Origin of the sequence: Pandoraea anapnoica (assembly GCF_902459765.1) — a bacterium.
Taxonomy (GTDB): Bacteria; Pseudomonadota; Gammaproteobacteria; order Burkholderiales; family Burkholderiaceae; genus Pandoraea; species Pandoraea anapnoica.
The window spans coordinates 127,636-147,019 of sequence record NZ_CABPSP010000003.1; the positions used below are offsets into that span (position 1 = coordinate 127,636).

Sequence of the window (19,384 nt, forward strand, 5' to 3'; positions counted from 1 at the left end):
TGAGCATCATTCATGTTGCGTTGAGAAATTCTTTGCTTTGGATGTGGAACATTGCGACATTCGCTCAGAACTCGGGCAACCACTCGGGCGCGTGTGACTTGAGCGTATCGCGAGCGGCTTCGAATTCCGGGAAGATCGACGCCACGGCCTGCCAGAAGCGCGGCCCGTGGTTCATCTCCTTCAAATGCGCCAGTTCGTGCGCCACGACGTAATCGATCACGCCCAGCGGGAAGTGGATCAACCGCCAGTTCAGGCGAATGCGTCCGTCGGCGCTGCAACTTCCCCAGCGTGTCGTCGCCGACGACAGCCCGAGCGCGGTGTAACTCACGCCCAACCGCTCACCGTAGACGTCGAGGCGCGACGTGAAGAGCTTGCGTGCTTCCTGCTGCAACCAGCCCTGCACACGGTCGCGCATCTGTTCGGGGGCGGCTTGCGGCGGCAGATCGAGCCATAGCGTGTGCGTGTGGATGTCGTACTGCGCGGCACCCGAGCGTCCGCCAAGACGGACCGCCAGCGTGTGGCCGAGGTAGGGCAGCGACGCGCCGTCGACCCACGTTACGCGCGGAATCACCCGGCGCGCGGCGCGCTCGCGGAATTCGGCGATCTTGCTGAAGATCCAGCGTTTCTTCTCGACGACGGCGGCTTCTACATCGGCGATCGTGACCCATCGCGGGGCGGTCACGGCCAGCCCCGACTCGTCGATCATGAAGCCGATGGTGCGACGCGAGGAGCGTTTGAAACGGTAGTAGAGCGCGTGGCCGTCGAGCATGATGACGCGCTCGCCCGGCGCCGGCGCGCGACGCGGTCCGGCGCCCGGGGCGAGCGATGCGGAATCGCTCGTGGCAGTGGTGGATGCGGCGGTGCGGGCGGGTGTGCCGGTCGTGGCAGGCGCGGTCGAAGCTAAGGGCGCGTCAGTGGCGACACCGTTGGCCTCGGCCGCAGGGCTGCCGAACAGATCGAGTTCCATCTGGGGTGCAGGGGTCTCGTGCCGGGAGCGGCTATCGCGTGTATCGCGCTGGTCGCGAGTGGCGGGTTGGGCTTTCGGCATGAGACGGTCTCGCGTGAAGCGCAGTCAGGTCCGGGGTGTCGCGTCGGAGGTGTCAGACGCGCTCGCCCTCGGTTTCGACGTATAAGCGGCGGGGTCGATACGTATCATCTCGCGCTCGATCCACTCGGCGACATCGGCGTTGACGGCTTCGGCCGTGCGGCCTGCCGTCTCGATGACCGGACCGATCGAGACGATCACTTCCCCGGGAAATTTCATGAACGAGTTGCGCGGCCAGACACGTCCGGCATTATGCGCAATCGGCACGACCGGCGCGCCGGTCGCAGTAGCCAGACGCGCGCCGCCCGACTTGTATTTGTTACGCGAGCCGGTTTTCGTGCGCGTACCTTCCGGGAACATGATGATCCATGACCCTTCCGACAGACGCTCGCGCCCTTGCTTCACGACCGATGCGAAGGCATCCGTGCCCTTGCGGCGATCGATGTGAATCATGCTCAGCAGGCCCAGTGCCCAGCCGAAGAACGGCACGTACAGCAACTCGCGTTTGAACACGTAGCACAGCGGGCGTGGCATCAGCGCGGGCAATGCCACCGTCTCCCACGCCGACTGATGCTTTGACAGGATGATCGCAGGTGTCTGCGGCAAGTTCTCCCAGCCGATCACGCGATAGCGCATACCACACAGCTTGTCGCCGACACGCGTCACGACCTTGCACCAGCCCACCGCGAACCAGTAACGCTGCACGCGCGACAGGAACGGGAACGACAGGATGCACGCGATGGCGTACGGAATCGTCCAGACGATCTGGAAGATGAAGAAGAGAATCGAGCGGAGTTGACGCATGGGGTTTCGGGCCTGGGATCGATCGTCTTCGCGAGGTTTGCGCGTGACCGCGTCATCGTACGCGCGGCGGGGCGGCAGTTCAGCGAAGGCTGGGCGGTCGTTGTTCGGTAGCGAGCGTGGAGTTACGCATCCTTGTCGGCTAGCAGATCGTTGACGAACGCCGCCAGACTATCGTGCACGCGCGTGCCTTCGGGCAGGTTGCCTGCGGCGAGCGTCTTCTTGCCCTTGCCGGTGAGCACCAGATGCGGCTGCGCACCCACGGCAGCCGCCGCCTGAAGATCGCGCAGCGAATCGCCCACGGCCGGCACGCCGGTCAGGTCGACTTCGTAGCGTCGCGCGATTTCCTGGAACAGACCGGGCTTGGGCTTGCGGCAGTCGCAGGCATCCACCGAGGTATGCGGACAGAAGAACACGGCATCAATGCGTCCGCCGACGGCTGCCGCCAGCTTCGACATCTTCGCGTGCATCGCACCGAGCGTCGCCATGTCGAAAAGACCGCGCCCCACGCCCGACTGGTTCGTCGCGACGACCACACGGTACCCGGCCTGATTCAGCCGGCCGATAGCCTCGAGACTGCCGGGCAGCGGCACCCACTCGTCCGTCGACTTGATGAATTGATCCGAGTCGGCGTTGATGACGCCGTCCCGGTCGAGAATCACGAGTTTTCGGGCGGCGGGGCCGAGGGTGCGATCTTTGCGCGAATCCATGAGTAGCTCAGTTGATTCGTTGGAACATCAGGCGGCGAGCTTCGAGAGATCGGCCACGCGGTTCATCTGGAAGTGCAGGTTCTTGAGCAACGCGAGGCGGTTGTTGCGCAACGCGTCTTCCTCGGCCATCACCATCACGTCGTTGAAGAAGGCGTCGACCGCATCGCGCAGCTCGGCCAGCGCGGAAAGCGCCTGCGCGTACTCGCGTGCTTCGAACTTCTGCTCGACCACCGGGGTGACCTTTTCGAGGGCGGCGTGAAGCGCCTTCTCGGCCGATTCCAGCAGCAGGTCCAGCGAAATCGTGCCGTCGGCCGGCGGGGCCGTCTTCTTCAGGATGTTGCCAATCCGCTTGTTCGCCGCGGCGAGAGCTTCGGCTTGCGGCAGCGCCGAGAAGGCGCGTACGGCATCCAGACGCTCGATCAGATCGCCGAGATACTTCGGGTGATCGGCCAGCACCGCTTCGATCTCGTTGGCGGCATACCCCTGCTCTCGCAGGTAGCCGCGCAGGCGGTCGAGCACGAACTGGTAGACGTCGTTCAGGTAAGCGGAATCGGCCACGCCCGTGGTGAACTGCTTGTACGTGACGTTCAGCAGTTCCGGCAACATCACCGGCAGACGCTTTTCGATGAGCATACGCACGATGCCCAGCGCGTGACGGCGCAGCGCGAACGGGTCTTTCTCTCCTGTCGGTTGCAGGCCGATGCCCCAAATGCCGACCAGCGTTTCGAGCTTGTCGGCAAGTGCCACCACCGTGCCGGTGGTGCTGGCGGGCAGGGCGTCGCCGGCAAAACGCGGCTGATAGTGTTCCGAGCAGGCCAGCGCGACGTCGGCAGCTTCGCCGTCATGACGTGCGTAGTACGTGCCCATCGTGCCTTGCAATTCGGGGAACTCGCCGACCATGTCGGTCAGCAGGTCGGCTTTGGCCAGCAGTGCGCCGCGCTCGGCGAGTTTCACGCCATCCTGATCCGCACCGATCATGTGAGCGATGGCACCGGCGAGCTTCACCAGACGCTGCGTGCGCTCGAACTGCGAGCCCAGCTTGTTGTGATACACGACGTTTGCGAGCAGCGGCACGCGATCGGCCAGCGGCTTCTTCTTGTCCTGCTCGAAGAAGAACTTCGCATCTGCCAGACGCGGACGCACCACGCGCTCGTTACCCGTCACGATCTGTTCGGGGTTGCCCGTCTCGATGTTGGAGACGATCAGGAATCGGTTCGTCAGACGGCCACCGTCGGCCAGCGGCTTGTCGGTGAGCGCGAAGTACTTCTGGTTCGTCTGCATCGTGAGAATCAGACATTCCTGCGGCACCGCCAGGAATTCCTTCTCGAAGTGGCAGGCGTAGATCGCGGGCCATTCGACGAGTGCGGTCACTTCGTCGAGCAGCGCGTCCGGCATCACCACGTGGTCGTTGCCGGCGGCGGCGAGCAGTTGCGTGCGGATGGCGTCGCGACGGCCGGTGAAGCTCGCCACAACCTTGCCTTCGGTTTCCAGCGTGGCGGCGTAGGCGTCGGCATTGGCGACAGTGACCTCACCCTTCGACAGGAAGCGATGCCCCTGCGTCTTGTTACCCGACGCGAGACCGATGGCCGTTGCGGGCACAAGCGTGTCGCCGTGCAGCGCAATCAGCCCGTGCACCGGGCGCACGAACTGCACCGTCTCGCCGTCCGGACGCTGATAGCTCATGACCTTCGGAATCGGCAGCTTGCCGAGCGTTTCGTCGAGCGAGGCTTGCAGCGCGTCGGCCAGTTGGGCGCCGGCGGCGGTGTAGGTGTGGAAGAAGGCTTCGGCCTTGCCATCCATCGCGCGCTCCAGGCTCGCGATCGGCAGATCGGCGAATCCCATCGCCGCGAGTTTCTTCGCGAGCGGCGGGGTGGGGTTGCCGTTGGCGTCGAGTGCGACGGAGACCGGCAGCACCTTGGCGCGGATGGTGGCGTCCGGGGCGCGGTCGACCACGTTCGTGATCGAGACGGCCAGACGACGCGGCGTGGCGAACGGCGTGACGACGCTGGCGTCCGTCGTGAGCCCGCGCGTGCGCAGGCCGTTGGCGATGCCATCGGCAAACGCGTCGCCCAGACGCGCCAGCGCCTTCGGCGGCAGTTCTTCGGTCAGCAGTTCGACCAGCAGGGTGCGTTGTGCGGTGCTCATCATGCGGCTTGCGTTTGAGTTTTAGCGGCGGGGGCGTTCAGCATCGGGAAGCCGAGCTTTTCGCGCGAAGCGTAGTAGGCCTGTGCGATCAGGCGCGACAACGCGCGGATACGGCCAATATACGCCGCGCGCTCGGTCACCGAGATGGCACCGCGCGCGTCGAGCAGGTTGAAGGTGTGTGCGGCCTTGAGAATCATCTCGTAGGCGGGCAGCGCCAGTTCGGCTTCGATGAGGCGCTTGGCTTCGCTCTCGTAGTTGTCGAAGAAGCTGAACAGCATCGGCTGGTTGGAGTGCTCGAAGTTGTACGTCGACTGTTCCACTTCGTTCTGATGGAACACGTCGCCGTAGGTCAGGCGACGCTTGACCGGGCCGTCGACCGTTTGCTCTTCCCACTCGGTCCACACGAGGTCGTAGACGTTCTCGACCTGTTGCAGATACATCGCCAGACGCTCGATGCCGTACGTGATTTCGCCGAGCACCGGCTTGCAGTCGAGACCGCCCACTTGCTGGAAATAGGTGAACTGCGTGACTTCCATGCCGTTTAACCACACTTCCCAGCCCAGACCCCAGGCGCCGAGCGTGGGGTTTTCCCAGTCGTCTTCGACGAAGCGTACGTCGTTTTGCGTCAGATCGAGACCGAGCGCGCGCAGCGAGCCCAGATACAGGTCGAGGATGTTTTCCGGGGCCGGCTTGAGCACCACCTGATACTGGTAGTAGTGCTGCATGCGGTTCGGGTTCTCACCGTAACGGCCATCCTTGGGACGGCGCGACGGCTGCACATAGGCAGCGCGCCACGGCTCCGGACCGATCGCGCGCAGGAACGTGGCAGTGTGCGAGGTACCGGCGCCGACCTCCATGTCGTAAGGCTGGAGCAACGCACAGCCTTGCTTGTCCCAGTAATCCTGCAACGTCAGGATGACTTGTTGAAAGGTAAGCATGATGAATTCGCGCGGACGAACAGGAAAAAATGCGGATTTTGCGCAGTCTTTCGGCCCGGCCGCGAGCGCGGCCAAAAGACTAAAACGTTGAATTTTAGCGGGAATTCGACCCGAACGGGGCGCCGATGGCCCCGGGGTGACACGGCAGAGGGATTTTCTCGTCCCCCTGTGTCGTTTTGACGATGCAACGTCGGCTGTTTTGCCCGTCAGCGCGAGCGGCGCGTCATGACCAGACCGAGGCCCAGTGCGACGAGCGCGAGCACCAGCGCAGGCACATTGCCGAAACGTACGTAAGGCGTGAGGCCGGTGTAGGGCTGGACGCTGCCCGTGAGCGCGCCGACCGTCATCGCGGGCAGACGCCCCTGCACATGGCCGTGCGCATCGATGATCGCCGTCGCGCCCGTGTTCGTCGCGCGCAGCATCGGGCGTCCCGTCTCAAGCGTGCGCATGCGGGCGATCTGCAAGTGCTGATCGAGCGCGATGGTGTCCCCGAACCACGCGAGGTTGGTCGAGTTCACGAGCACCGTGGCCGGTTCAGGCATATTGCGCAGCGCCTGCGCGATTTCCTCGCCGAACAGATCCTCGTAGCAGATGTTCATCGCAATACGCTGGTCGCGCACCGGGAAGCCGCTCGGCGTGGCGCTGCCACGCAGGAAATCGCCCAGCGGGATGTGCATCATGTCGACGAACCAGCGAAAGCCCCACGGCACGAACTCGCCGAAAGGCACGAGATGGTGTTTGTCGTAGCGGTAGAGCGTCTGGTCGCGCGGCGTGACGCCGAACAGGCTGTTGGTGAAGTCGGTCGGGCCGCGATCGGTGATCTTCGCGCCGACCGCGCCGAGCACCACGTGCGAGCCGGTGCGATCCGAGAACTCGCGGATCGACGTGGCGATGTCGGGGGGGATGCCTTGCAGCAGCACCGGAAAGCCCGTTTCGGGCGTGATGATGAGGTCTGCGGGCGCCGCTACGATCATATCGCGGTACAGCGTCATTGCGTGATCGATGCCCGCGCGCTCGAACTTCATGTCCTGCGGGATATTGCCCTGGAGCAGCCGAACGGTCAGCGGTTTGCCCGATGGTGTGGTCCATTCGTGACGCGACAGACCGACACCCACGCCCAGCAGCGCCAGTACGCCGACCACAGCGGCGAGACGACGTGCCGCACCCGTCGTCGGGACGACGGGCAGCAGGGCCCGCGCGAGCATGGCTGCTGCCAGCGCGGCGAGACCGGTGATGCCATACACGCCGAGCAGGGGGGCGAAGCCCGCGAGCGGGCTGTCGACATGGGCGTAGCCGGGCGAGAGCCAGGGGAACCCGGTGAAGACGGTGCCGCGCAACCATTCGGCGAGCGTCCAGGCACCGGCGAACGCGAACACGCGCCACGGCCCGCTGGCAGACACGGCACGCGTGAAGAACGCGGCGAGCGCCGGATAGACCGCCAGATAGATCGAAAATAGGACGACTGCCGCACCGGCCATCACACCGGGCATGCCCCCGTAGGTGTGCATGCTGATGTAGAGCCACCAGATGCCGGAGACAAACGAGGTGAGGCCGAAACTGCCGCCTAGCCAGAGGGCGTTGCGTCGCGAGGCGCTGCGCTCGACGAGCGCGAACAGCCCCGCCATCGCGAGCAATTGCAGCCACCAGAGGTCGCGTGGCGCGAAGGCCAGCGTTTGCGCGATACCGGCCAGACCGGCGAGCGCTCGGGCACGCCAGGCCGGCCACGAGCGCCGCTCGGGCGCGTGGACTGTCATTTCCTGCATGGATCGATGAGTGAGTTACTCGGGCTGAACGGCGGGTGCCGGCTCCATGCGCCGCAACAGCAGCATATGGACCTGACGGCCGTCGGCGCGCAGCACTTCGAACACGAGATTGCCGATGCGCAGACGTTCGCCACGGCGCGGCACACGGCCGAACTGGTGCGTGATCATACCGCCGATCGTGTCGTTTTCGTCATCGTGAAACTGCGTGCCGAACGCTTCGTTGAATTGCTCGATTTCCGTGAGCGCACGAATGCGATACGAGCCGTCGGGCGCGGCGATGATGTTGTCTTCTTCCTCGTCGAAGTCGTACTCGTCTTCGATGTCGCCGACGATCTGCTCGAGCACGTCTTCAATCGTGATGAGGCCGGCCACACCGCCGTATTCGTCCACGACGATGGCGATGTGATTACGATTGACGCGGAAGTCGTGCAGCAATACGTTCAGACGCTTCGACTCCGGAATGAACACGGCCGGGCGGAGCATATCGCGCACGTCGAAGTCGTGATTGGCGTAGTAACGCAGCAGATCCTTCGCGAGCAGAATGCCGATGATGTTGTCGCGATTGCCCTCGTAGACCGGATAGCGCGAGTGCGCCTGTTCCAGCACGAACGGCATGAATTCTTCAGGGGTCTGTTCGATGTTGATGGCGTCCATCTGCGCGCGCGGCACCATGATGTCGCGGGCACATAGATCGGCCACCTGGAATACGCCCTCGATCATCGCCAGAGAATCGGCGTCCATCAGGTTGCGGGCGTGAGCGTCTTGCAGAATTTCGAGCAACTCTGCACGCGACTCCGGCTCCGGGGAAATCAGATCGGTGAGGCGTTCGAGCAGAGAGCGAGGTTTGTCGGTTTTTTTTGGACCGGGTCGACTGGGATAAGGGTCGTTCATGACGGCGCGTCCAAGTTGGGCGGACGCCGAGCTGTTACAGGAAGCTAAAGGATACACCAGATGTGCGGCATTACCGCGTCAGGCGGGCGGCATTGCAACGCTTCGGGCGACACGCACAGCGCCGTGCATATTTCAGGACATTTCAGCGCACCGGATGCTGCATTGTGGTGCGCCTACTTTGCCTCGCAGCGGCGCAGCACCGCTTCGAGCGCCGGGTCGGGCATGCCCGCTTCGCGTAGCGCCTTGACCGTACGGACGACGTAGTCGTGCGTGGTGCCATAGCGTCCCTGCGCCTGATCGAACACCTGGCGGACGATGGCGTCGGGCAGACGGCCTGCGTAGCTCGCCGCTTCGCGTCGCATGACGAAAGCGAGGCCCGGCTTGGTGCGGCCGTCGGCCAGTTGGCAGTTCAGCCACATCGGACGATAGGAGCCCATTGCCATTTCCCGATACCAGAGCGTTTCGAATTCAGTGCGGACGTGTTTTGCGGCGAGGCGCATCGCCACGCCGGCGCACGAGCCGCCGCGATCGAGCGCCAGCACGAGTCCCGGCTGCTCCGGCGTGCCGCGATTGACGCGCGACCACAGGTAGAGCCCCCGGTGATAGCCGTGCACGCGGGCGCGCAGGCATTCTTCGACGGGCATGCCGGGGTTCCAGATGAGCGAGCCGTAGGCGAAGATCCAGAGGTCTTCGCGGCCATCCCAGCCGACGAGCGCGGCGTCGAGCGATTCGCTCATTTCTTCCGGGCTCAGGTGCCGGGAGACGCCGAGGTCAGGCGGGTATCGGTCGCATCCCGGCCCGCTCGACGTGCTGGCCTGGGGAGCTACAGGCGCTTCAGGGGCTGTCGGTCGGTCGGGGATGCGTTCCATACGGTTCGGTCGGGTCTCGGTTCAGGGGCGGCGGGAGGTGGACGTCTTGGCCGCTTTGGCCGGTTTTGCAGGCTTTGCGACTTGACGGCTTTTCGGAGCCTTCACCGGTTTGGCCGGTTCGGCGACCTTCGGCGACTTCTCGGATGCGTAGGGATCGGCGTAGCCTAGCCCGGCGAGAATCTCCGTCTCCAGGCCTTCCATCTCCTGCGCTTCGTCATCTTCCTCGTGATCGTAGCCCTGCGCGTGGAGCACGCCGTGCACGATCAGGTGTGCGTAATGGGCTTCGAGCGCAATGCCTTGCTCGTTCGCTTCGCGCTCGACCACCGGGCAGCACAGCACGATGTCGCCGGTCACGGGATCGCTTTCGTCCTGGGCGTAGGCGAACGTCAGCACGTTCGTCGCGTAGTCCTTGCCGCGATAGCCGCGATTGAGCGTCTGGCCTTCGTCGGCGTCGACGAAGCGCAGCGTCAGCTCGGCGTCGGCCAGCAGCGCGGCTTGCACCCAGCGACGTACTGCAGTGCGCGTGAGCAGCGCCTTGTGCAGCGCGAACGCGGGACCCGCGACGAACTGGCTCGTCAGCGTGAGCGCGTGGCGCACGGCCCGCTCGCTCATGCCTTGCCTCCGGCGGTGCGTGGCCCACGGGAGCCGCGCTCGCGCCCTTGTTCCGACGCCGGCAGGTCCAGCCCGGCTTCCAGGTGTTGCGCATGCTCGTCGTACGCTTCGACGATGCGCGCGACCAGCGGGTGACGCACGACGTCGACGCTGGTGAAGCGAGTCATGGCGATACCGCGCACGTTCTTCAGAATCACCTGCGCTTCCATCAGACCGCTCTTCTGGCCGCGCGGCAGGTCGACCTGCGTGGTGTCGCCGGTCACGACGGCCTTGCTGCCGAAGCCGATGCGCGTGAGGAACATCTTCATCTGTTCGGGCGTGGTGTTCTGCGCCTCGTCCAGAATGATGAACGCATGGTTGAGCGTGCGGCCGCGCATGTAGGCGAGCGGCGCGATCTCGATCATCTGCTTCTCGAAGTACTTCTGCGTCTTGTCAAAGCCGAGCAGATCGTAGAGCGCGTCGTACAGCGGGCGCAGATACGGATCGACCTTCTGCGCGAGGTCGCCGGGCAGGAAACCCAGACGCTCGCCAGCTTCCACCGCAGGGCGCGTGAGCACGATGCGTTTGACGGCGTCGCGCTCCAGCGCGTCGACGGCGCAGGCCACCGCCAGATACGTCTTGCCGGTACCGGCCGGGCCGATGCCGAACGTCACGTCGTGCGAGAGGATTTGCTTCAGATAGTCGCGCTGCGCCGACGTGCGGCCGTGCAGGTCGCTGCGACGCGTGTGCAGCACCGGCGAGCCGTCTTCCGTCTCGCCAGCGGCAAACGGATTGTCGTCGCCATGACGCACGATGGGTGCGAGGCCCTGACGCGTTTCCACGAGACCCAACTGGATATCGTCGACGGACAGCGCTTCGGTCGCGCGGTTGTAGAAACTCTCGAGGGCTTGCGTGGCGACGGCGGCGCTCTTGCCGCGAATCGAGAAGCGATGGCCACGGCGGGTGATCGAGACGTCGAGCGCCTGCTCGATCTGACGCAGGTTCTCGTCGAGCGGGCCGCAGAGATTGGCCAGACGGCGATTGTCGTCGCGCGGGGCGGTGAATTCTTGGACGGGTGCTTTCAAGATAATCCGGTCGGTTGCCTGTTCAGGTCGTTCGATGTTCGCTGCGTCGTTCAGTGCGTGGTGACCAGTTCGCCGCGCAGCGAGTGCGGGTAAGCGAAGGTGATCACGACGTCGGTCATCTGCCCGATCAGCGCGGCGCGCTGTGCCTCGGGGGCCGGGAAGTTGACCACGCGGTTGTTCTCGGTGCGGCCTTGCAGCTCGTTCGGGTCCTTGCGCGACACGCCTTCGACGAGAATACGCTGACGCGAGCCGACCATGCTCTGGCTGATGCGTGCGGCGTTCTCCTCGATCACGGCCTGCAAGTGTTGCAGACGGCGCAGCTTCACTTCGCGCGGCGTGTCGTCCTGCAAGTTCGCGGCGGGCGTGCCGGGGCGCGGGCTGTAGATGAACGAGAAGCTGGTGTCGTAGCCGATCTCGTGAATCATCGCCATGAGCTTGTCGAAATCCTCTTCCGTCTCGCCGGGGAAGCCGACGATGAAGTCCGACGACATCGACATCTCCGGGCGTACCTGACGCAGGCGACGAATGATCGATTTGTACTCCAGCACCGTGTAGCCGCGCTTCATGGCCGACAGCACGCGGTCGGCGCCATGTTGCACCGGCAGGTGAAGGTGGCTCACGAGCTTCGGCACCTTGGCGTAGGTGTCGATCAGACGCTGCGTGAATTCCTTCGGATGGCTCGTGGTGTAACGAATACGTTCGATGCCTGGCACTTCCGCCACATATTCGATGAGCAGGGCAAAGTCGGCGATCTCGCCGTCGGCCATCAGACCGCGGTAGGCGTTCACGTTCTGGCCCAGCAGCGTGATTTCACGCACGCCTTGTTCGGCCAGTCCGGCAATTTCGGTGAGCACATCGTCGAACGGACGCGAGACTTCGTCGCCGCGCGTGTATGGCACCACGCAGTAGCTGCAATACTTCGAGCAGCCTTCCATGATCGAGACGAACGCCGTCGCGCCCTCGACTTTGGCGGGCGGCAGGTGATCGAATTTCTCGATTTCGGGGAATGAGATGTCGACTTGCGAACGGCCGGTCGAGCGGCGCGCTTCGAGCATCTGCGGCAGGCGGTGCAGCGTTTGCGGGCCGAACACCACGTCCACGTAAGGGGCGCGTTGCACGATGGCCGCGCCTTCCTGACTGGCGACGCAACCGCCGACACCGATCACCAGATCCGGCTTGATTTCCTTGAGGGCGCGCATGCGGCCCAGATCCGAGAACACTTTTTCCTGTGCCTTTTCGCGCACGGAGCAGGTGTTGAAGAGGATGACGTCGGCGTCTTCGGGGGTGTCGGTCTTCTCGAGACCTTCGGCTGCGCCGAGCACGTCCGCCATCTTGTCGGAGTCGTACTCGTTCATCTGACAACCGAACGTCTTGATGTAAATCTTCTTTGCCATTGAGTGTGCGCCGTTCGCAGTGATTAACCTGGGGGCGTCCGTATTTGTCCGTTGCCGGATGTTTCAGGGGTTCAAAAGGTCAGTCTTCGGTCGTGCGAGAAATGTGACGACCTAAACGCAAAAGCCGGCATGGCCGGCCTGTCCGGACCTCCGTAGCGGGGCCGGTGTGTGGTGCACGCATTATACCGCGTGCACCGAGGGGGGCGTGGGAGCGCCGGGGGATTACCGGTTGTCCTTCATCGCGGCGGCGAGCGCCCGGATGTTGTACTGGAACAACTGAAGGTAGGTCGTCGCTTCCGGGTTTTTCGACAGGGCGTCGGAGTACAGCTTGCCGTCGACGGTCACCTTCGCGTCGTGCGCAATGCGTTGCACCAGACGCGGATTGGAGATGTTTTCCATGAAGACGGCCTTGATGCCCGTGCGGCGGATCACGCGGATCAGGTTGGCGACGTCTTTGGCGCTGGCTTCGCTTTCCGTCGACACGCCTTCCGGCGCGAGGAACTTGATGCCGAAACGCAGGCCGAGATAGCCGAAGGCGTCGTGCGAGGTCAGCACCACGCGGCGCGACTGCGGAATCGGGGCCAGTTGCTTGTTGGCCCAGACGATGAGGTCGTCGAGCGCGCCGCGATAGTTTTTGGCGCGATCCGCATAGTAGCTCGCGCCGGCCGGGTCGGCCTTCGAGAGGGCGGCGGCAATGTTGTCCACCATCGTCTTCACGCGCTCGGGATCCTGAAACATGTGCGGATCGGTCACCGTCTTGCCGTCGTCGACCATCGTGCGGGCCTTGAGTCCCTTCGTGACCGTAACCAGTTCGCCGGGGTAGTGGCTCGACTTCATCAGGCGGGGCAGCCAGCCTTCGAAGCCCAGACCGTTCACGAAGAACAGCTTGGTGCCCGAGAGTTTGGCGACGTCCGCCGGGGTCGGCTCATAGGTGTGCGTATCCTGATCGGGACCGACGAGCGTGGTGACGTCGACGCGGTCGCCGCCGACGGCCTTCACGATGTCGGACAGAATGCTGAAGCTGGCACTGACGGGCAGGCGCGTGTCCTGCGCGCGCGCCGGGCTGGCGAAGGCGAGGACAAGCGCAAAAATCGCAGCGAAAACTGCAAAGGGCCCCGCGCCGAGCCACGATTTGCCGCGCGACGCTTTGCTGCCCCCAAGACCCAATCCGAACATGTTTTCCTCTCTTAAAGCGCAGACGCCTTGGCCGTGCCGGCACCGCCAGGCGAAACCAGCAGCGCGCCCAGATAGGCGACGCCTGCCGTCAGAACGATGGCCGGCCCCGAGGGGCAAGCCAGATAGTACGAAATCAGCAACCCGATAACGCTCGACGCGCTGGCCACGAGCCATGCGGTGAGCAGCATGCCGGGCAGCGTGCGGGAGACGAGCCGGGCGGTGGCCGCCGGCAGCATCATCAGCCCCACGGCCATGAGCGTGCCCATCGCCTGGAAACCGGACACCAGGTTCATGACCGTCAGCACGGTAAAGCCCAGGTGGTAGCGCATCACGCTCTTGCCCTGGCCGAGAAAGGTCGGATCCGCGCTGTCGAGCACCAGACCGCGATAGTGCCAGCCAAACCACAACAGCGTGACGGTCGTGATGGCCGCCACGAGTATCAGCGACGGGTCGTCCACCGCCAGTACAGAGCCGAACAGCAGGTTCATCAGATCGACACTGTTGCCCCACTTCGACACGATGACCACACCGCCCGCGAGCGCCAGCAAATAGAAGCCCGCGAACGATGCGCCCTCGTCGAGCCGTGTACGGCGGCTCGACAGACCGGCGAGCAGCGCCACGAGCAGGCCCGCGATCATGCCACCGCCCGCCATCCACGGCAGCGACAGCCCACCGATCAGATAGCCGACCGCCGCACCCGGTAGCACCGCGTGCGACAGCGAGTCGCCCATCAGGCTCATGCGGCGCAGCAGCAAAAATACACCTACGGGCGTGCAACCCAGCGATAGGGCCAGACTGCCGACCAGCGCGTGGCGCATGAAGTCGAATTCCGCGAACGGGCCAATGACGAGATCGAGCAGCGCGCTCATCGACGGCCTCCGCGGACGGTGACCGGCGCAGCGGTGATCGACGGCGGCGTCGCGGCAAACGCGGTGTATCCGCCCGCGGCCGACAGGCCCGGATGGGCGCCACCGCCCACACCGTCCGCCGACGGGAACCCGCCCTGAAGGCAGGACGCTGGCGTGCCCGACGTCACCAGACGTCCGGCCATCACGGCCACGTGTGCAAAGCGTTGGAGCACCAGCGGCAAATCGTGGAGCACGGTCACCACGGTGCGTCCCTCGTTGCGCCATTGATCCAGCAACGCCAGCAACAGTTCCGCCGAGGGCACGTCGATGCCGGTGAGTGGTTCGTCCAGCAAAACGATCGGTGCGTCTTCGACGATCAGGCGCGCGAAGCGGGCGCGCTGCCATTGCCCGCCGGACAAGGCTTCCAGCGCCTGTGTCCGCTTGTCGGCAAGGCCCACACGGGTGAGGGCGTCGAGAGCACGGTCGAACTCGTCGCGGCCGAGGCGACGGGCATCGCCCGTGCGACGCCACGTGCCGGTCAGCACGTATTCTTCAACGCACATCGGAAAACGATGGTCGGTCTCGGGGCGTTGCGACAGATAGGCCACCGGGCCGTCGCTGACGATTTTGCCCGTCGTAGCCTTTTGCAAGCCGGCGAGCGCGCGCAGCAGGGTGGTTTTACCGCCGCCATTGGGGCCGACGACTGCGGACAGCACGCCGGGCGCGAACGTGGCGCTCACGTCTTCCAGCGCGACGTTCGGTCCGAACCGGACCGAGAGATTCTGGCAGCCGATCACGGGGCGACCCCTTTCAGCGCCCAGTAAACGAGCACCCAAAGCGGGGCGAGCACCAGCAGCGTGAGCGCGGTGCGTTCCCAGCCTGCGAGACGGTAGAGCCAAACGGAGAAGCGAATCATGGACAGATGGGGCGACGCCCGCACACAGTTTGCAACTGTGTAATAAATGCAACAAAGTTGCATTATTGCACGAATCGTTCCCGGTTGCGGTGCCGTGGGGCCAGCGTGAGGATGCGGCGTGTAGACGTAGGGTCACATGGCGTTACATATCCGCGCAGCAGATTTTGGCGAACGGGCGTAACATGGATTTCATGCGCGGTCGTCTGGCACGTTGTTCGCTTCATTCCAGAGATCGCCAATTTGCAAGGAGGAGGTTAGTCCGTCAAGACATCTGTCCGTAGTCGACTTTCCACTTGCGACAAGCGTGCTCCAGAGCCAGCCAGTCGCACGACCTTCGCGACTTCGCGCAGCCGCGACGCTTCGACAGGAAAGCATCCCCTTCGCGCCCACGTCTTCGCTGTCGTCGACGTCGTTGGGCCGCCCACTTTTTTTCCCAAAAACATTGCACGCAAGGTATCTCGTCGGTTTGTGAAATTCGACTAAATAAATAGGATTACTGAATAAATAAACAAATGTCTCAAACGATTCTTGATGCAGGCAAACCCGAGTGCGCAATGCGTGGATGGTGGCTGCAAAAGTCGCTCGAAATTTGACCTATCTCGCGCAACATGCGCATTGCGTAGAGTGTGTGCGTAACACGCGGAAACCCTTGCGGCATGCGGGTTATCGAGAATGCTTAGCGCTGCGGAAAATATCTAGCGACAGTTTTTTTGTTTGTGCATATGATGAGTTAACGGTTGCAATTTTTACTGACAAGTTTAAAGTCAACCTAAACTGATTTTGAGTCGTTCATGTGAGGGAGGGGACAGTGCGAAAGGTTTCGCGTCAGTCGCTCCGGCATGCAGTGAGCCAGGTCGAAACCATCGTGCAGTCATCCGGGTCTTAAGCAACAGAGCGGGCATCGTATCGCGGTGTTTTCCGCGGTGTATTCCGATGAGGCGGGGGTGAGGCATATGGATATTTTCAGCCACTACACGACACGTTTCGAAGCACGCAGGGAAGAGGAATACAGCATCCAGGAATACCTGGAGATCTGTAAGAAGGACTCGACTGCGTATGCGACGGCAGCCGAGCGGATGTTGCGCGCCATCGGTGAGCCGGAGCTTATCGACACGCATCATGACCCGCGACTCTCGCGGCTGTTCTCCAACAAGATCATCAAGATCTATCCTGCCTTCCGTGACTTCTACGGCATGGAAGACACGATCGAGCAAATCGTCTCGTTCTTCAAGCACGCGGCGCAGGGCCTCGAAGAGCGCAAACAGATTCTGTATCTGCTTGGGCCTCCGGGGGGCGGCAAGTCGTCGCTGGCCGAGAAACTGAAGGTGTTGATGGAGGACGTCCCCATCTACTGCCTGAAGGGATCGCCGGTGCACGAGTCGCCTCTGGGCCTGTTCTCCTCAGAGGAAGACGGCAAGATTCTCGAAGAGGACTTCGGCATCCCGGTGCGGTATCTCAATACGATTCCGTCGCCGTGGGCCACCAAGCGTCTTAACGAATTCAACGGCGACATCACCAAGTTCCGCGTCGTAAAGGTGCGTCCGTCGGTGTTGCAGCAGATCGCGATTGCGAAGACCGAGCCGGGCGACGAAAACAATCAGGACATCTCGTCACTGGTAGGTAAGGTCGACATCCGCAAGCTCGAGGAATTTCCGCAGGATGATCCGGACGCTTACTCATACTCCGGTGGTCTCTGCCTGGCCAACCGCGGTCTGCTCGAATTCGTCGAAATGTTCAAAGCGCCGATCAAGGTGCTCCACCCGTTGCTGACCGCTACACAGGAAGGCAACTACAAAGGCACGGAAGGGTTCGGTGCGATTCCGTTCGACGGGATCGTGCTTGCCCACTCGAACGAGGCGGAGTGGCAGAGCTTCAAGGGCAATCGCAACAACGAAGCTTTCCTCGACCGTATCTATATCGTGAAGGTGCCGTACTGCCTGCGCGTGACCGATGAGGTGAAGATTTACGAGAAGCTCGTAAAGAACAGCTCGCTTGCGAACGCCCCGCGCGCGCCGAACGTGCTCAAGATGCTTGCCCAGTTCGCGGTGCTCACGCGTCTGAAAGAGCCTGAGAATTCCAACATCTTCTCCAAGGTCCGTGTCTACGACGGTGAGAACCTCAAGGACATCGACCCGAAGGCCAAGTCGTATCAGGAGTACCGCGACTACGCCGGGGTGGACGAAGGGATGACGGGCATGTCTACGCGTTTCGCTTTCAAGGTGCTCTCGAAGGTCTTCAACTTCGATAACACGGAAGTCGCCGCAAACCCGGTGCACATGCTGTACGTGCTTGAGCAACAGATCGAGCGCGAACAGTATGCGGGAGAAGTGGAGAAGCGCTATCTCGCCTACATCAAGGAATATCTGACGGCGCCGTTCGTCGAGTTCATCGGCAAAGAGATTCAGACCGCGTATCTGGAGTCGTACTCGGAGTACGGTCAGAACATCTTCGATCGCTACGTGAACTTTGCGGATCTGTGGATCCAGGATCAGGAGTATCGCGATCCGAACACCGGCGAAATTCTCGACCGCACCGCGCTCAACGACGAACTGGAGAAAGTCGAAAAGCCGGCCGGGATTACCAATCCGAAGGACTTCCGCAACGAGATCGTCAACTTCGTACTCCGGGCGCGCGCCAACAACGCGGGCAAGAATCCGCTCTGGACGAGTTATGAAAAGCTGCGCGCGGTGATTGAGAAACGCATGTTCTCGACGACCGAGGATTTGCTTCCGGTGATCTCGTTCAACGCGAAGTCGTCCAAGGAGGATCAGGAAAAGCACGCCAACTTCGTCAACCGGATGGTGGAAAAGGGCTATACCCCGAAGCAGGTTCGCCTGCTTGTGGAATGGTATCTGCGCGTGCGCAAATCCTCGTAGTAACCAATCGGGGCCACTATGTCAGCAATCATCGACAGACGGCAAAACGGCAAGAACAAAAGCGCCATCAATCAGCAGCGTTTCATCAAACGCTATCGCGACCAGATTCGTCGTGCGGTTGCGAAAGCGGTGTCTGGGCGCAAGATCACCGATATCGATGGCAGCGGACAGGTCTCGATCCCGGTCAAGGACATTTCGGAGCCGTTGTTTCACCACGGACCCGGCGGGCGGCGGGAGATGGTTCATCCCGGCAACCGCGAGTTCGTGGTGGGCGACAACTTCGAGCGTCCGCCATCGGGCGCAGGGGGCGGCGGCAGCCGTGCCAGCGACTCTGGAGAGGGCGAGGACGATTTCGTCTTCAACCTCTCGCGAGAGGAGTTCCTGAAATTCTTCTTCGAGGACATGGCGCTGCCGGACCTCGCGAAACGTCGGCTTGCCCAGATTCCGGAGTTTCGCAAGGTGCGTGCGGGTTATTCCATCGACGGTACACCGTCGAACCTCAACGTCATTCGCACGATGCGCAGCTCGCTGGGTCGGCGCATCGCACTTACCGCGCCCTATCGCAAGCAGCTCCGTGAACTCGAAGCCGAGTACGCGGACGTCGTCTCGCGCGAGGGGGATACATCGCCCAGAGCCTTGGCGCTCGCGCACGAAATCACGCATCTTCGTACGCGCGTCGAGGCGATTCCTTACATCGAAAAACTCGATCTTCGGTATTCGAACCGCGTCATGCAGCCGCGCCCGCAAGCGCAGGCCGTCATGTTCTGTCTGATGGACGTGTCCGGCTCGATGGACCAGAGCCGCAAGGACCTTGCCAAGCGCTTCTTCATGCTGCTGTATCTGTTCCTGCGGCATAACTACGAGCGCATCGATCTCGTGCTCATCCGTCACCACACCACGGCGAAGGAAGTGAACGAGGACGATTTCTTCTACGCGCGCGAGTCGGGCGGGACGGTGGTGTCCAGCGCACTTAAGCTGATGAACGAGGTCATCGCGGATCGGTATTCGCCCAGCGACTGGAACATCTACGGTGCGCAGGTCTCCGACGGCGACAACTGGGACGGCGACTCGCCCATCTGTCGCGACATCCTGATGCAGTCGATCATGCCGGCCGTGCAGTACTTCGCGTACGTGGAGGTGGCGAGCGCCGAACCGCAGAACCTGTGGAACGAGTACCTGTCGGTCAAGCAGCAGCACTCGAACTTCGCGATGCAACGCATCATGGAGGCCGCCGAAATCTATCCGGTGCTGCACGACTTGTTCAAGAAGAAGGCGGCCTGAAAGCCGTCTCTTAGCGTACCGATACCGGTCTGTGCCGGTACCGTAACGAGGGCGC

At 62.9% G+C, this 19,384-nt stretch carries 16 protein-coding genes and 1 pseudogene; 2 read left to right on the forward strand and 15 right to left on the reverse strand.

The annotated features are described in order from the left end of the window. Window positions 1–64: 64 nt before the first annotated feature. From PAN31117_RS06225 to PAN31117_RS27695, 15 genes and pseudogenes are all read right to left on the reverse strand, one after another. The gene (locus PAN31117_RS06225) at window positions 65–967 is read right to left on the reverse strand and encodes a M48 family metallopeptidase (RefSeq protein ID WP_174990871.1); all 903 of its coding nucleotides are present in this window, start codon (window positions 965–967) and stop codon (window positions 65–67) included. Window positions 968–1,072: 105 nt separating this feature from the next. Beyond that, window positions 1,073–1,849 carry a lysophospholipid acyltransferase family protein gene (locus tag PAN31117_RS06230; RefSeq protein WP_150737433.1) on the reverse strand — a complete coding sequence of 259 codons (777 nt, stop codon included), beginning with the start codon at window positions 1,847–1,849 and terminating at the stop codon, window positions 1,073–1,075. Between the two features lie 122 nt (window positions 1,850–1,971). Next, window positions 1,972–2,556, reverse strand: coding sequence for a D-glycero-beta-D-manno-heptose 1,7-bisphosphate 7-phosphatase (gmhB, locus tag PAN31117_RS06235; protein ID WP_150737434.1), 585 nt, complete (start codon window positions 2,554–2,556; stop codon window positions 1,972–1,974). Window positions 2,557–2,583: 27 nt separating this feature from the next. Next, entirely contained in the window at window positions 2,584–4,704 is a 2,121-nt protein-coding gene (gene glyS, locus PAN31117_RS06240; RefSeq protein ID WP_150737435.1) for a glycine--tRNA ligase subunit beta, read from the reverse strand. Next, window positions 4,701–5,639: a glycine--tRNA ligase subunit alpha gene (gene glyQ / locus PAN31117_RS06245; RefSeq protein ID WP_150737436.1), complete on the reverse strand. Its 939-nt coding sequence runs from the start codon at window positions 5,637–5,639 to the stop codon at window positions 4,701–4,703. Before glyQ ends, glyS begins: the two co-directional genes overlap by 4 nt. Window positions 5,640–5,845: 206 nt before the next feature. Continuing rightward, complete coding sequence (lnt, locus tag PAN31117_RS06250; protein WP_246188938.1) at window positions 5,846–7,393, reverse strand: apolipoprotein N-acyltransferase; 1,548 nt, start codon at window positions 7,391–7,393, stop codon at window positions 5,846–5,848. A gap of 24 nt (window positions 7,394–7,417) precedes the next feature. Continuing rightward, complete coding sequence (locus tag PAN31117_RS06255) at window positions 7,418–8,293, reverse strand: CorC family transporter (protein WP_150737438.1); 876 nt, start codon at window positions 8,291–8,293, stop codon at window positions 7,418–7,420. A gap of 173 nt (window positions 8,294–8,466) precedes the next feature. Further along, window positions 8,467–9,162, reverse strand: a complete 696-nt coding sequence (locus tag PAN31117_RS06260) for a gamma-glutamylcyclotransferase (RefSeq protein WP_150737439.1) — start codon at window positions 9,160–9,162, stop codon at window positions 8,467–8,469. 147 nt (window positions 9,163–9,309) lie between these two features. Continuing rightward, a pseudogene (gene ybeY, locus PAN31117_RS06265) lies at window positions 9,310–9,774 on the reverse strand (rRNA maturation RNase YbeY); the annotation flags it as partial. After that, on the reverse strand, window positions 9,771–10,838 hold the full coding sequence (locus PAN31117_RS06270) for a PhoH family protein (RefSeq protein ID WP_246188939.1): 1,068 nt from the start codon (window positions 10,836–10,838) through the stop codon (window positions 9,771–9,773). The pseudogene ybeY and the gene PAN31117_RS06270, both read right to left, overlap by 4 nt. Before the next feature lie 50 nt (window positions 10,839–10,888). After that, a complete protein-coding gene (miaB, locus tag PAN31117_RS06275; protein WP_150737441.1) occupies window positions 10,889–12,232 on the reverse strand; it encodes a tRNA (N6-isopentenyl adenosine(37)-C2)-methylthiotransferase MiaB in 1,344 nt (447 codons plus the stop codon). Between the two features lie 222 nt (window positions 12,233–12,454). Next, on the reverse strand, window positions 12,455–13,408 hold the full coding sequence (locus PAN31117_RS06280; RefSeq protein ID WP_150737442.1) for a metal ABC transporter solute-binding protein, Zn/Mn family: 954 nt from the start codon (window positions 13,406–13,408) through the stop codon (window positions 12,455–12,457). Window positions 13,409–13,419: 11 nt separating this feature from the next. Continuing rightward, window positions 13,420–14,277 carry a metal ABC transporter permease gene (locus PAN31117_RS06285; protein ID WP_150737443.1) on the reverse strand — a complete coding sequence of 286 codons (858 nt, stop codon included), beginning with the start codon at window positions 14,275–14,277 and terminating at the stop codon, window positions 13,420–13,422. Then, entirely contained in the window at window positions 14,274–15,053 is a 780-nt protein-coding gene (locus tag PAN31117_RS06290; protein ID WP_174990850.1) for a metal ABC transporter ATP-binding protein, read from the reverse strand. Before PAN31117_RS06290 ends, PAN31117_RS06285 begins: the two co-directional genes overlap by 4 nt. Further along, window positions 15,050–15,172 (reverse strand): hypothetical protein, encoded by a 123-nt coding sequence (locus PAN31117_RS27695; RefSeq protein WP_281349138.1) that lies wholly within the window; start codon window positions 15,170–15,172, stop codon window positions 15,050–15,052. Before PAN31117_RS27695 ends, PAN31117_RS06290 begins: the two co-directional genes overlap by 4 nt. Window positions 15,173–16,125: 953 nt before the next feature. Between PAN31117_RS27695 and PAN31117_RS06295 the strand changes: the two genes are divergently transcribed. Continuing rightward, entirely contained in the window at window positions 16,126–18,048 is a 1,923-nt protein-coding gene (locus PAN31117_RS06295; RefSeq protein ID WP_046289794.1) for a PrkA family serine protein kinase, read from the forward strand. Window positions 18,049–18,066: 18 nt separating this feature from the next. Next, window positions 18,067–19,329: a YeaH/YhbH family protein gene (locus PAN31117_RS06300; RefSeq protein WP_150737445.1), complete on the forward strand. Its 1,263-nt coding sequence runs from the start codon at window positions 18,067–18,069 to the stop codon at window positions 19,327–19,329. Window positions 19,330–19,384 lie beyond the last annotated feature (55 nt).